A 12712-nucleotide genomic window follows, 5' to 3' on the forward strand; every position below is an offset into this window, starting at 1 on the left:
TCAGCCGCCTTCAAACAGCTTTGTGATTGAGATCGGCGCGCGGCTGAGCAAATCGCGGCCAAGCCCAGCAGCAGCGGCCATATCGCCGGGAGCCATGCGGATTGTGCCTTCGGCCCGTTCATAACCATCCGCGCTGAAAATTGCGGCTCTCAGCGCGAGCATCTCACCATCACGGGTCGTCATAACTGCAATCGGGCTGTGACAGGTTCCGCCCAGCGCTCCGAGCATAGCACGTTCGGCCATTACTGAGTGTCTGCTCGGAGCATCGTCGATTGCGGCGAGGAATGCGCGTGTTTGCGCATCAGCTGTGTTGCATTCGATACCGATTGCACCCTGCGCCGGGGCAGGAAGCCATTCGGCAGGATCGAGCGCGGTGCCGGTACCCTGCCGGTTTGTTCGGTTAAGACCAGCGGCAGCGAGCAAGGTCACATCCGCCTCGCCCGCAGAAAGTTTAGCCAGCCGCGTGGCAACATTGCCGCGAAACGAAACAATGCTGCAATCGGGCCGCTGGTGCAGCATCTGAGCCGCGCGGCGCGGTGCGCTGGTGCCGATTCTCGCACCTTGCGGAATTTCGCGGATAGACCGCGCGCCTATCAGCACGTCACGCACGTCTTCGCGGGGGAGTATCGCGGCAATCGTCAGGCTGTCAGGCCGGATTGTCTCGACATCCTTCATCGAATGGACCGCCGCGTCGATTTTGCCTTCGGCGAGCCAGATATCCAGCTCGCGTGTCCACAGCGCCTTACCTCCGATATCGGCCAGCGGGCGGTCCTGAATTTTGTCCCCGCTGGCGCGCACTTTGACGAGCTCGATATCAGCTTCGTCCCAACCGTGAGCCTGGCACAGACGCTCTCGTGCCTCTTCTGCCTGCGCTACCGCGAGCGGGGATTGGCGTGTTCCAAGGCGTAATTTTGGCTGTTTGGTCATAGGTAAGCTTGCTCTAACGGGCCATGTCGCTAAGGGAAAGAGCCATGGGTATTGTCCTTGGAATTGAGTCCAGCTGTGACGAGACAGCCGTCGCGTTGGTCACCACCGAGCGGGAAATTGTGTCGCAGCGGATCGCCTCCCAGATAGAGGCGCATGCCCCCTATGGCGGAGTTGTTCCCGAAATTGCCGCACGCGCCCATGCAGAAAAACTGGCCCCGATGATCGCCGAAGTGATGGACGAAGCTGATTTGGAACTGGCCGATCTGGACGCGATTGCAGCAACCGCTGGTCCCGGCCTGATTGGCGGGGTAATGGTCGGATTGGTCAGCGCAAAGGCGCTCGCAATGGCCAGCGATGTTCCGCTGATCGCGATCAACCATCTTGAAGGCCACGCTTTATCGCCACGCCTTGCTGATGCATCACTCGAATTTCCCTATGCTTTGCTGTTGGTTTCGGGCGGCCATTGCCAGATTTTGCGGGTTGAGGGCGTTGGTCAATACCGCCGCCTTGCGACCACCATCGACGATGCACTGGGCGAAGCGTTTGACAAAACCGCCAAGATTTTGGGCCTCGGCTATCCCGGCGGACCAGCCGTCGAGAAACTGGCGCTGGAGGGCGATGCGAAAGCAGTCCCCCTCCCCCGCCCACTGGTCGGCAGCGGGGAGCCCCATTTCTCTTTTGCAGGCCTGAAAAGCGCGGTTATGCGCGCGCAACAATCTGGCGAGCACTCCGACGCTGACCTTGCAGCGAGTTTCCAGCAGGCAGCAATTGACTGCCTGCTCGACCGCTTGCGGGTTTCGCTTGACGCCAGCGAGCCAATGCCAGCCTTGGTTGTCGCAGGCGGCGTAGCGGCCAACGCGGCGATCCGCAGCGCTCTCGAAGGTTTCGCAGCGAAACACGATATGCGCTTTGTCGCGCCGCCCATGGCGCTGTGCACCGACAATGCCGCGATGATCGCTTGGGCAGGTGCCGAGCGGCTTGCCTTGGGTCAATCGGACCCGCTTGATTTTGTCGCGCGGCCGCGTTGGCCGCTCGATCCCGAAGCTGAACCCGTACGCGGTGCAGGTGCGAAGGGATGAGCGAGAGTATGACACCTGTTGGCGTAATCGGCGGCGGCGCATGGGGCACTGCGCTTGCACAAATGCTTGCATCGGATGGCCGCGAGATCGTGTTGTGGGCCCGCGAGAGCGAGCTCGTTGAAGAGATAAATTCGCAGCACCGCAACAGCTTGTTCCTGCCATCTGCCAAATTGTCTGAAGCAATTCGCGCAACCGAAAACTTGGCTGATCTGGCACCGTGCTCGGCCATCCTTGCAGTTACTCCGGCACAGCATCTGGGCGCTGTCCTTGGTGCCATGAAGGCGCACCCGGCAGACCTTGTCTTGTGCAGCAAGGGCATAGAGGCAGGCACCGGCAGACTGATGAACGACGTTGCGAAAGACGCCGCACCCGGCAGCGACATCGCAATCCTGTCCGGCCCGACATTTGCGCATGAGGTCGCAGCCGGACTGCCGACGGCGGTCACGCTCGCTTGCAGTGGCGGCAAACAACAATGGGAACGGCTCAAACCGCTTATCGCCCGTCCGCAATTCCGCCCATATTATTCGGACGATGTCGTGGGCGCGGAAATTGGCGGAGCGGTCAAGAATGTGCTCGCGATTGCCTGCGGTGTGGTCGACGGACTGGGTCTTGGCCAGAATGCGCGCGCTGCGCTGATCGCGCGCGGCTATGCCGAAATGCTGCGGTTTGGCGAAGCCTTGGGTGCGCAGAGCGAAACGCTTGCCGGCCTATGCGGCCTGGGCGATTTGGTGCTGACCTGCTCCTCCACTTCCAGCCGCAATTTCTCGCTCGGCAAAGCGCTGGGCCAAGGGCAATCGCCCGAGGCGCTGATGGCCGACCGCAAGACCGTCGCAGAAGGCGCGCATACGGCGCCGGTTCTCAATGAACTGGCGCATAAGCGCGGCGTCGCAATGCCGATTGTCGAAGGCGTAACACGTTTGCTGGCCGGCGAGCCTGCACAGACCGTTGTGACCCAATTGCTTGCCCGCCCCTTGCGCGCCGAACACGACAGCGACGCATGAACGCCACTGCCCCGACTGAACCCGCGGATCAGGGCGACATCGCCGCCTTGGCCAAAGGCGGGCGAACCAATATGTTCGGCTTTGTGCTGCGACTTGCGGCTCGGATACCGTTCATGTTCATTGCCGGGCGGCTTTATGGCGCAGAGGCGCTGGGCATTTTCGCCTATGCGCTGGTAGTTATCGAGATTACCTCGCTGATCTGTTCGATGGGTGAAAAGCGCGGGCTAGCGCAGCGGCTGGAGGAGAGCGACGATCGCCCCGCCAATCTGGTTTTTGACGCAATGCTGCTGGCGGTGATGCTGTCCATAATCCCGATGCTGATCCTGTGGTTCGCACCGATACTGCTTTATCCCAATGGCGATTACAGCGATATGGACAAGCTGCTGGTGTTCGCCATTCCGGCATTTGCACTGACAGAGATTGTCCTTGCCGCGCAGGCCTATCGTTATGACATTGCCACCACTGTTCGCGCGCGCGCGGTGGTCGAACCATGGACGATTTCAATTGCGGCTGGCGCATTTTTCTATGTCGGCTGGATCCAAAATAGCGGGCTTACGATGGCCTATCTGGTGTCGATCTATGCGGGGTTACTCGTTGGGCTTTGGTCATTTCTGCGCACTTATGGTCTGCCCAGAGGTTGGCGCCCTCATCCGATCTACATGGCCAAGCTGGTGTGGCGCGCTGTTCCGCTGGCGACCGCAGATGCGGTGGAACGCGGCACAAGACTGCTCGACATTCTCATCCTCGGCTGGTTCGCAGGACCGGTTGCGGTCGGCATTTACTGGGCCGCGCAGCAAATCGCCAGCTTGCCGCAGAAACTGAAAACCAGCTTTGAACCAATCCTGAGCCCGGTGATCACCAAGAATTTGAAGACCAGAAATTACGCCGCAATCGCGCAGCAAGTGTGCCAGGTCGGTTTCTGGATTTTGGCCGCACAGGCTGGCATCGGCCTTGCTCTGGGTATTCCGGGCGAAGGCGTGATGGGTCTGTTTGCACCCGAGTTTGTCGGCGGTACTGGCGCGCTCGGCTTCCTTCTGGTGGCGGAAGTCGTCGCGGGAACTGCCGTCGTTTCGGAAGCGGTGCTGGTCTATGTTGCAAGAGTGCGCAATTTGTGGATTTCGATCAGCACGATCGTGTTCCAAGCGTTACTGACAATCGCGCTGATAATGCTCGTGGTCCATCTGGAATATGGCGAGCCATTCAAGGCTGCTGCTGCCGCGCTAGCGCTTGCCATTTCGCTGGGCCTATCCTCGCTGGTCAAGGCGTGGTTGCTTGGCCGCATCCTTGGCCATCCGATCAACAATTGGCGCTGGGCGCTGGTCTGGGCAGCTGGCCCTGCGGTTGTCGTCGGATTCGCGGCCACGTTCCTGCCAGAATGGGCCGAACTGATATTCGGTATCCCTGCAATATTGCTCACCTATGGCTGGATTATCTGGCACAAAGGGTTCGGGCCGGAGGATAGGGTCCTGTTCCGGAAGAATTTGTCGAAATCGGATGGTTGATAATCTCGCGGAATAATTAGGAAATGAGGGCATCGATGATTGCTGAAACCTTGGGTTTTCTTGCCGAACATTTGAACCGGGAATTGCGCCGCGAGAGCGGCTCTGACCTTCAGTCCGTTTATCTCGCCACCCCTCCTACCGCAGAGCAGCCCGAGGGACTTTATCTAAGCCTAGTCCAACTCCAGCGCGAGGCTTCGATATCCAACATGGCAGCCCCTGTCCGCGGCGGCGGCCCCCGTGCCCCGGCGCAGCCATCGCTGCATTTGAAATTGATGATAATGGTTTCGGCGCATTACCAAGATTACACGAAATCGCTTGCGGCATTGGAGGGGGCAATTGCCCAATTTACTGCGCATCCCCGGATGTCACGCGAGACTTCTTCCGACCTACCTTCCGGGTTGGACCGTCTGTCGTTTGAATGGCAGGATTTGGCGGTGACCGAGATGTCGGCGCTGTGGTCAAGCCTCGGGCGTGATCAAGTACCTTGCGCGCTATATCTGGTGCGTGGGCTGGAAGTCGGGCAAGGTTCGATAGATAGCATGATCCCGACAATAAGATCTGCTGAGCCGGAATAGAGCAACCAGTGCTCGGTAAGCTATTCCGAATACAAGGAATTTTCCTACATCTACCGCTTTCGCTATCGTCGTTTGATGACCTATCCGACAGCACCCGACCAGCCGCGCGCGGCGTACCCCGAGCAAATGTGTAACCCGAAACCCAACAAGATAATTATTCTCTTTCAATAGCTTGCGATAGGTGTGTTAGGTTACAGGTGTAACCCTAAGTCCAACATTGCGGTTCTGTAAGTATGCGCCAGAATCCAGAATTTGTGCGGAGATAAATTGCACGGTAGCTATGATTTCGGCGATATTGGTAAAATGACTGGTAGCAATGGCGATGACTGGCGGCAGGATTTCCCCGAATTGGCCGAAATTGCCGAAGGATTGGCCGATCAGCCCGGCGGATAGCTTGCGCTAGGCTCTTTCCGGATGGGCTGCGGGCGGTTAAGATGCCTCCATGCCGATCCGACCGACTATAGCCCTGATTTCCGGCGCACTCGCAACAGCGGCGCTTGCCTTTGTCGGAGCAGGATTCACCTCCCAGCCCATGGCAGAGGAGCTTGCAGCGAAGGCGAAAATCGTGATCGAACAGGTTGGCGGCGGTGATGTTACCGCGGATTTTAGCACCATAAACGATTGGCCCTCGCGCCATCCGGTTCTCACCGGCGGCGAGGGATTGGACGAGGCAAATCGCGCCGAAGTTGCTGAAGCAGTTGCGGCAATAGCGGGTGTTGGCGGAATACGTTGGGCTGATGGCACAGCAATCGTCGAACGCGGCGAGCAAGCGCGGACGCCGATGCATTGTCAGGAAGATGTGGAAAGCCTGCTGCGTGCACGGACAATCCGATTCGAAGAATCGTCGAGTTCGATGGACAGTTCCAGCCGCGAATTACTTGATGAAGTGGAGGCTGCTTTGCGCCCTTGCCTTGGCAGTATAATCGCGATTGTCGGGCACACCGATAATTCAGGGCCGGAACCAGGCAATCTGGCATTATCGCGCGAACGCGCAAACGCAGTAAGAAACGCGCTGATCCGCCGCGGCATTCCGCGCGACGGATTGCGAGCAAGAGGCGTTGGCTCGCGCAATCCGGTCGAAGGGCTTGATGCATCCGATCCAGCAAACCGGCGAATCGAATTTTCAGTGATTGCGACCGAACCGCTGCAACCAACGCCGGTCGACACTCCGGGAGCCCGATAAGAAATGCCGATCTGGTTTGAATTGATGGTTCTGCTGCTCGCTGCTTACGCAATCGGCTTGATTATGGGTTGGCTGATCTGGGGCCGCACGCCTGATGAACAGATTATCGAGATTGAAGAGGATACGACACTGTGATGGAACTGGTGCAGGCCAATTGGCCGCTTTTTGTGATTGCTGTGGTGGTCGGACTGATCGTCGCGTGGTGGATATTTGTCGCGCTACGCCGCACCAAAGTTGAGACCGACAAAAGCGACGTGCTCGACGAAGGCAAGGGTCCCGCATCGCGCAATCAGGCGTTAATCGACGCGCCGCCTGCTGCGACTGCGCCAGTCGTTCCGCCCGTAGGAGCACCAGCAGCTATCGTAGTGCCAGCCGAAACAATTGCTGCTCAAACAATTGCCCCCGCTGCAATCAAGGCCGAAAAGGGTGACGATCTGACCCGCATCAAGGGTGTAGGTCCGAAGTTAAAGACTTTGCTCAATGAACTTGGGATTACACGGTTCGCTCAAATAGCCGGATGGAACGATGCCGACATCGATCAGATAGATGCCAAGTTGGGCCGGTTTGAAGGCCGCATCCGGCGCGACAACTGGACGGAGCAGGCGAGGCTACTCGATGCTGGCGATACGGCTGGATATGAAGATAAATTCGGCAAACTCTGATTAGGAACGACTAATGAGCGATGCACTTTTTCCAGTTCCAGCTGAATGGGCAGAACACGCGCTGATCGATAGCGCGACCTATTTGGAAAAGTACCAACGCTCGATTGATGATGCGGCTGGTTTCTGGCGCGACGAGGCGCAAAGGATCGACTGGATCGAACCGTTCCATACCGTCAAAGACACCTCCTTCGACGAAGCAGATTTCCATATTCGCTGGTTTGAAGGCGGCAAGCTCAACATCACAGCCAATGCGCTTGATCGGCACTTGGAAACACGCGGCGATCAGGTCGCGATTATCTGGGAACCTGACAATCCTTCCGAGACCGTTCGGAAAATCACCTATCGCGAATTGCACCGTGATGTCTGCCGTTTCGCCAATGTTCTGAAGTCACGCGGCGTCAAGAAAGGCGATCGGGTCACCATCTATCTTCCGATGGTTCCCGAAGCCGCAATTTCGATGCTTGCATGCGCGCGGATTGGCGCGGTTCATTCGGTGGTTTTTGCCGGCTTCAGCCCCGACGCGCTGGCAGGCCGAATCGAGGATTGTCAGTCCAATATCGTAATCACGGCCGATGAGGGGTTGCGCGGTGGGAAACCGATTCCGCTGAAGGCCAATGTCGATGCGGCGTGCGACAAAGTGGCGGTCGAGACCGTAATTATGCTGCGCCGGACGGGCGCCGATGTTCAAATTGTGTCGGGTCGCGATGTCGACTGGACTGAGGTGATGGATGGTGCATCCAGCGATTGTCCTGCTGAATTGATGGATGCCGAGGACCCGTTGTTTATTCTGTATACCTCGGGCTCGACCGGAAAGCCCAAAGGCGTGCTCCACACCACCGGCGGCTATGCTGTGTGGACCAGCATGACGCATCAGTATGTGTTTGATTACAAACCCAACGCAGATGGCAAAATGCCGGTCTATTGGTGCGCGGCCGATGTGGGCTGGGTCACTGGGCACTCTTATGTGGTGTATGCGCCGCTGATAAATGGCGCGACGCAGGTAATGTTCGAAGGCGTGCCCAATTTCCCCGATCACTCGCGTTTCTGGGAAGTCATCGACAAGCATCAGGTGGAAATTTTCTACGCCGCGCCGACTGCTTTGCGTGCCCTGATGCGCGAGGGCGATGAATGGGTGACCAAGACCAGCCGCAAAAGCTTGCGCCTGCTTGGTTCTGTCGGTGAACCAATCAATCCCGAAGCTTGGGACTGGTATCATCGCGTGGTCGGAGACCGCCGCTGCCCGATCGTCGATACATGGTGGCAAACCGAAACCGGCGGAGCGATGATCACGCCGTTGCCCGGCGCGACCGCTCTCAAGCCCGGCAGCGCAAGCAAGCCGATGTTCGGGGTCAAGCCGGAAATCGTCGACAATGACGGTAACATCCAGGCCGGCGCTACCGATGGCCCACTAGTTATCACTGACAGTTGGCCTGGGCAGATGCGGACGGTTTACGGCGATCACGACCGCTTCTTCCAGACCTATTTCAACACCTTCCCCGGCATGTATTTCACTGGCGATGGCTGCAAGCGCGACGAAGATGGCTATTACTGGATAACTGGCCGGATCGACGACGTGATCAATGTGTCGGGCCACAGAATGGGCACCGCCGAAGTCGAAAGCGCTCTGGTCGCGCATGACAGCGTATCGGAAGCTGCAGTTGTCGGTATGCCGCACGACATTAAGGGGCAAGGCATCTACGCTTACGTCACGACCAATGCCGATGTCGAAGATACAGAAGACTTGCGCGCCGAATTGGTCAAATGGGTCCGCAAGGAAATCGGCCCGATTGCCACGCCCGATGCAATCCAATTTGCCCCTGGCCTGCCGAAAACGCGCAGCGGCAAGATCATGCGGCGCATCTTGCGCAAAATAGCGGAAAATGACGTAAGCAATCTGGGTGATACTTCAACGCTCGCAGACCCTAGTGTGGTCGATGATCTGCTGGCGAACCGGAAGAAATGAACCAAATCCGCCCGCTCCGCAGCGTTCTCTACCTGCCCGCCAACCGTGCGAGCGCGGTTGCCAAAGCGCGTGCGGCGGATTGCGACGCGGTAATCCTAGATCTGGAGGACGCGGTTGCTCCCGAAGCCAAAGCACAAGCGCGTGCGGCAGCGGTTGCAGCGGTAAGTGAAGGTGGCTTTGGCCACCGATTGCTGGTGGTGCGCGTCAATGCACTCGACAGCGAATGGGGACCTGCAGACTGCGCCGCGATGGCTGGCTGCGGCCCGGCTGCAGTACTGGTCCCCAAGCTGTGCCACCCGGACGAAGCACAAATTTATCGCCAGCAATTGGGTGGCGGGCCGGAACTGTGGGCCATGCTCGAAACTTGCATCGCCTTCACCCAATTGAGTGCAATTTCAGCCAAGGCGAAGGCAGCAAACCTTACGACCTATGTCATGGGCACCAATGATCTCGCGCTGGAGATGCGGGCCAAACTGGACACTGATCGCACCCCCTTCCTGCCGCTATTGACCCAAGCGGTGGTCGGTGCCCGCGCATTCGGGCTTTCGATTATCGACGGCGTTTTCAACGATATTGCCGACTTGGCAGGCCTTGGCGCCCAATGCCGCCAAGCGGCCGAGCTAGGTTTCGACGGCAAGACGCTGATCCACCCCGACCAGCTTGAAATCGCCAATGCAGCGTTTAGCCCTTCGCCAGCGGAGGTCGCACGTGCGCTGGCCATCCGCGATGCTTTCGCTGATCCTGGCAATACCGGCAAAGGCGTAATTAAAGTAGGCGGAAAAATGACAGAAATGCTTCACTTGCGTGAGGCCGAGCGCACATTGGCATTGCATCAGGCGGCGCAGCGAAACACCCCTTGAAGTCATTGCACTTGCGGCCCACAAGCAAGGCTGCAAGAGAACGAAAACATTAGTTTCAGGAGTAATCATGGCCGGAATGGTGCCGTTTAATTGGGAAGATCCGTTCAATCTGGAGTCCCAGCTGACCGAAGAAGAACGCATGATACGCGACGCCGCTCATGGCTTCGCTCAGGATGAATTGCAGCCCCGTGTTCAGCAGGCTTACCGAAACGAAACGAGCGCGCCTGAATTGTTCCCGCTGATGGGTCAAGCAGGGTTGCTTGGCGCAACCGTGCCCGAAGAATATGGTGGATCAGGTGCCAGCTATGTTGCTTACGGTCTGATCGCGCGCGAGATTGAACGCGTCGATTCCGGCTATCGTTCGATGGCTTCGGTCCAGTCCAGCCTCGTGATGTATCCAATCCAGGCATATGGCAGCGAGGAACAGCGCCAGAAATATCTGCCAGGTCTTGCTAGCGGCGAATTGATCGGTTGTTTCGGCCTGACCGAACCCGACGCAGGTTCTGACCCCGGCTCGATGCGGACTTACGCCAAGAAAGACGGCGATGGTTACTCACTCTCCGGTGCTAAGACCTGGATTTCCAATTCTCCTTTCGCCGATATTTTCGTCGTCTGGGCGAAAAGCGAGGCGCACGGCGACGGTATTCGCGGCTTTGTGCTAGAGAAAGGCATGGAAGGCCTTTCCGCACCGAAGATCGAAGGTAAGCTCAGTTTGCGCGCCTCGACCACCGGCATGATCATGATGGACGAGGTCAAGCTCCCCGCCAGCGCATTACTACCCGATGTCCAGGGATTGAAGGGCCCGTTCGGCTGTCTCAATCGAGCACGCTACGGCATCAGCTGGGGCGCAATGGGCGCAGCGGAATTCTGCCTGCACGCCGCTCGGCAATATGGTCTGGACCGCAAGCAATTTGGCCGCCCACTCGCCAATACACAGCTGTATCAAAAGAAGCTGGCCGACATGATGAGCGATATCGGTCTTGGCCTGCAGGCATCGCTGCAAGTCGGGCGCCTGATGGATCGTGGTGAATTTGCGCCGGAGATGATCAGCATCGTCAAACGCAACAATGTCGGCAAGGCGCTCGATATTGCCCGCCAAGCGCGCGATATGCATGGCGGCAACGGTATTAGCGACGAATATCATGTCATCCGGCACATGGTGAATTTGGAGACGGTGAATACTTACGAGGGCACGCATGATGTGCATGCGTTAATCCTTGGCCGCGCCATCACAGGACTGGCTGCGTTTTGATGAAGCTTCACGGATATTTCCGTAGCTCAACCAGCTACCGGTTGCGAATTGCGCTGAATTTGAAGGGCCTCGAATACGAAAATCTGCCGGTGGATCTGCGGACGTCAGAGCAAAAGGGCACGGTATATACCAGCCGCAATCCCTTTGGTTCGGTCCCTATGCTGGAAGCAGATGGCCGCGACCGCGCGCAATCGATGGCGCTGCTCGAATGGCTTGACGAAGCCTATCCAGAGCCGCCCCTACTGCCGAGTGATTTGGAAGACCGCTACACCGCGCGCGAGCTGGGCTATGCCGTTGCGACCGAGATCCACGCCGTGAACAATTTACCGGTGCTGCGTTACCTAGCGGACCCGCTAGGTCATTCTGAAGAAGAAGTCGCAGTATGGTATCGCCACTGGCTGGCGCGCACACTTGATCCGGTCGAGCAACGATTGGCGCAAATCGGCACGGGCGATTTCCTGTTTGAGCGGCCCGGATTTTTCGAAGTCGTATTGCTGCCGCAGCTCTACAATGCGCGTAAATTTAGCTACGATCTAAGCGACAAACCATACACCACGCGTATCGAAGCGGCTTGCCTCGCCCTGCCCGAATTTGAGCGCGCATACCCTGACAACCAGCCGGATAGCCCGGATTACAAAGCCCCCCAAGGAGACTGACTGCTATGAAACTTGCAACGCTCAAAGACGGTACACGCGATGGTAAGTTGGTTGTCGTTTCGAAAGACGTCACGCGCTATTGCGAAGCTGGAAATATTGCCCCGACGTTGCAATATGCGCTCGACAATTGGGATCGCGTCGCACCCGATCTGGAAGTGCTGTATCGCGATGTCGAACATCAAACCGTTCCGTGCGAACGCTTTCACGAAAGCGAAGCACACTCCCCCTTGCCCCGCGCCTATCAATGGGCCGACGGCAGCGCCTATATCAACCATGTCGAATTGGTCCGCAAAGCGCGCGGTAGCGAAGTACCGGAAAGCTTTTACTCCGATCCGCTAATGTATCAGGGCGGCAGTGATACTTTCCTCGCTCCGCGCGACGATATCCCATTGGGCGACACCGCTTGGGGCTGTGACATGGAAGGCGAAGTTGCTGTTATTACCGATGACGTGCCAATGGGCGTTTCTGCCGAGGATGCCGCGGGTCACATTAAATTGCTGATGCTGGTCAATGACGTGTCTTTACGCGGACTAATACCCGGTGAATTGGCAAAAGGTTTTGGCTTTTTCCAATCGAAACCCTCCAGCGCGTTTTCACCCGTGGCTGTTACGCCTGATGAATTGGGTGACGCATGGTCTGACAGCCTGATCCATTTGCCGCTGCTGGTTGAATATAATCGCGAGCCGTTTGGCCGTGCCGAAGCGGGCCAAGATGCCACGTTCAACCTCGCTCAATTGGTGGCTCACGCTGCCAAAACCCGCCCATTAGGCGCTGGTGCAATAATCGGATCGGGCACAGTGTCCAACAAAGGCGCAGATGGGGGCCCGGGCAAGCCTGTATCCGAAGGCGGACTTGGCTATAGCTGCATCGCAGAAATCCGCATGATCGAAACAATTGCCGATGGCGCTGCGAAGACTCGCTTTATGCAGCCGGGCGACATGGTTCGCATCGAAATGAAGGACAAAGACGGCCACTCAATCTTCGGCGCTATCCGGCAAGAAGTGGTGCAGGCTTAAGTTCAAAGAACTAAGCAATGGATGAAAATCCACAAG

General features: G+C 57.7%; 14 protein-coding genes. 13 read left to right on the plus strand and 1 reads right to left on the minus strand.

Annotation, left to right across the window (positions count from 1 at the left end):
- On the minus strand, nucleotides 1–927 hold the full coding sequence (gene hemC / locus GRI36_RS12030) for a hydroxymethylbilane synthase (RefSeq protein WP_160598674.1): 927 nt from the start codon (nucleotides 925–927) through the stop codon (nucleotides 1–3).
- Between the two features lie 44 nt (nucleotides 928–971).
- Between hemC and tsaD the strand changes: the two genes are divergently transcribed.
- The 13 genes from tsaD to GRI36_RS12085 all read left to right on the plus strand — a co-directional run bounded on the left by tsaD (nucleotide 972) and on the right by GRI36_RS12085 (nucleotide 12676).
- On the plus strand, nucleotides 972–2006 hold the full coding sequence (gene tsaD, locus GRI36_RS12035) for a tRNA (adenosine(37)-N6)-threonylcarbamoyltransferase complex transferase subunit TsaD (RefSeq protein ID WP_160598675.1): 1035 nt from the start codon (nucleotides 972–974) through the stop codon (nucleotides 2004–2006).
- The gene (locus GRI36_RS12040) at nucleotides 2003–3007 is read left to right on the plus strand and encodes an NAD(P)H-dependent glycerol-3-phosphate dehydrogenase (protein ID WP_407985673.1); all 1005 of its coding nucleotides are present in this window, start codon (nucleotides 2003–2005) and stop codon (nucleotides 3005–3007) included. The genes tsaD and GRI36_RS12040 overlap by 4 nt, the downstream gene beginning before the upstream one ends.
- Nucleotides 3004–4509 carry a lipopolysaccharide biosynthesis protein gene (locus tag GRI36_RS12045; RefSeq protein WP_160598676.1) on the plus strand — a complete coding sequence of 502 codons (1506 nt, stop codon included), beginning with the start codon at nucleotides 3004–3006 and terminating at the stop codon, nucleotides 4507–4509. The genes GRI36_RS12040 and GRI36_RS12045 overlap by 4 nt, the downstream gene beginning before the upstream one ends.
- 35 nt (nucleotides 4510–4544) lie before the next feature.
- Nucleotides 4545–5084: a Pvc16 family protein gene (locus GRI36_RS12050; RefSeq protein ID WP_160598677.1), complete on the plus strand. Its 540-nt coding sequence runs from the start codon at nucleotides 4545–4547 to the stop codon at nucleotides 5082–5084.
- Nucleotides 5085–5351: 267 nt separating this feature from the next.
- On the plus strand, nucleotides 5352–5477 hold the full coding sequence (locus tag GRI36_RS13965) for a hypothetical protein (protein WP_268893857.1): 126 nt from the start codon (nucleotides 5352–5354) through the stop codon (nucleotides 5475–5477).
- 49 nt (nucleotides 5478–5526) lie between these two features.
- A complete protein-coding gene (locus GRI36_RS12055; RefSeq protein ID WP_160598678.1) occupies nucleotides 5527–6267 on the plus strand; it encodes an OmpA family protein in 741 nt (246 codons plus the stop codon).
- Nucleotides 6268–6270: 3 nt separating this feature from the next.
- The gene (locus GRI36_RS13970; protein WP_268893858.1) at nucleotides 6271–6402 is read left to right on the plus strand and encodes a hypothetical protein; all 132 of its coding nucleotides are present in this window, start codon (nucleotides 6271–6273) and stop codon (nucleotides 6400–6402) included.
- Nucleotides 6399–6929, plus strand: coding sequence for a hypothetical protein (locus GRI36_RS12060; RefSeq protein WP_160598679.1), 531 nt, complete (start codon nucleotides 6399–6401; stop codon nucleotides 6927–6929). Before GRI36_RS13970 ends, GRI36_RS12060 begins: the two co-directional genes overlap by 4 nt.
- 13 nt (nucleotides 6930–6942) lie before the next feature.
- Nucleotides 6943–8892, plus strand: a complete 1950-nt coding sequence (gene acs / locus GRI36_RS12065; protein WP_160598680.1) for an acetate--CoA ligase — start codon at nucleotides 6943–6945, stop codon at nucleotides 8890–8892.
- Nucleotides 8889–9752 (plus strand): HpcH/HpaI aldolase/citrate lyase family protein, encoded by an 864-nt coding sequence (locus GRI36_RS12070; protein WP_160598681.1) that lies wholly within the window; start codon nucleotides 8889–8891, stop codon nucleotides 9750–9752. Before acs ends, GRI36_RS12070 begins: the two co-directional genes overlap by 4 nt.
- A gap of 76 nt (nucleotides 9753–9828) precedes the next feature.
- Nucleotides 9829–11004: an acyl-CoA dehydrogenase gene (locus tag GRI36_RS12075; protein ID WP_160599226.1), complete on the plus strand. Its 1176-nt coding sequence runs from the start codon at nucleotides 9829–9831 to the stop codon at nucleotides 11002–11004.
- Nucleotides 11004–11660 (plus strand): maleylacetoacetate isomerase, encoded by a 657-nt coding sequence (gene maiA, locus GRI36_RS12080; RefSeq protein WP_160599227.1) that lies wholly within the window; start codon nucleotides 11004–11006, stop codon nucleotides 11658–11660. The genes GRI36_RS12075 and maiA overlap by 1 nt, the downstream gene beginning before the upstream one ends.
- 5 nt (nucleotides 11661–11665) lie before the next feature.
- Nucleotides 11666–12676, plus strand: coding sequence for a fumarylacetoacetate hydrolase family protein (locus tag GRI36_RS12085; RefSeq protein WP_160598682.1), 1011 nt, complete (start codon nucleotides 11666–11668; stop codon nucleotides 12674–12676).
- The last annotated feature ends 36 nt before the right edge of the window (nucleotides 12677–12712 follow it).

The sequence above is a fragment of the Pontixanthobacter gangjinensis genome, from assembly GCF_009827545.1.
GTDB classification, from domain to species: domain Bacteria; phylum Pseudomonadota; class Alphaproteobacteria; order Sphingomonadales; family Sphingomonadaceae; genus Pontixanthobacter; species Pontixanthobacter gangjinensis.

Excerpts from the sequence above, each read along its gene's own strand:
- hemC (WP_160598674.1), bottom strand. The coding sequence starts at position 927 with ATGACCAAACAGCCAAAATTACGCCTTGGAACACGCCAATCCCCGCTC.
- tsaD (WP_160598675.1), top strand. The coding sequence starts at position 972 with ATGGGTATTGTCCTTGGAATTGAGTCCAGCTGTGACGAGACAGCCGTC.
- GRI36_RS12040 (WP_407985673.1), top strand. The coding sequence starts at position 2,003 with ATGAGCGAGAGTATGACACCTGTTGGCGTAATCGGCGGCGGCGCATGG.
- GRI36_RS12045 (WP_160598676.1), top strand. The coding sequence starts at position 3,004 with ATGAACGCCACTGCCCCGACTGAACCCGCGGATCAGGGCGACATCGCC.
- GRI36_RS12050 (WP_160598677.1), top strand. The coding sequence starts at position 4,545 with ATGATTGCTGAAACCTTGGGTTTTCTTGCCGAACATTTGAACCGGGAA.
- GRI36_RS12055 (WP_160598678.1), top strand. The coding sequence starts at position 5,527 with ATGCCGATCCGACCGACTATAGCCCTGATTTCCGGCGCACTCGCAACA.
- GRI36_RS13970 (WP_268893858.1), top strand. The coding sequence starts at position 6,271 with ATGCCGATCTGGTTTGAATTGATGGTTCTGCTGCTCGCTGCTTACGCA.
- acs (WP_160598680.1), top strand. The coding sequence starts at position 6,943 with ATGAGCGATGCACTTTTTCCAGTTCCAGCTGAATGGGCAGAACACGCG.
- GRI36_RS12070 (WP_160598681.1), top strand. The coding sequence starts at position 8,889 with ATGAACCAAATCCGCCCGCTCCGCAGCGTTCTCTACCTGCCCGCCAAC.
- GRI36_RS12075 (WP_160599226.1), top strand. The coding sequence starts at position 9,829 with ATGGTGCCGTTTAATTGGGAAGATCCGTTCAATCTGGAGTCCCAGCTG.
- maiA (WP_160599227.1), top strand. The coding sequence starts at position 11,004 with ATGAAGCTTCACGGATATTTCCGTAGCTCAACCAGCTACCGGTTGCGA.
- GRI36_RS12085 (WP_160598682.1), top strand. The coding sequence starts at position 11,666 with ATGAAACTTGCAACGCTCAAAGACGGTACACGCGATGGTAAGTTGGTT.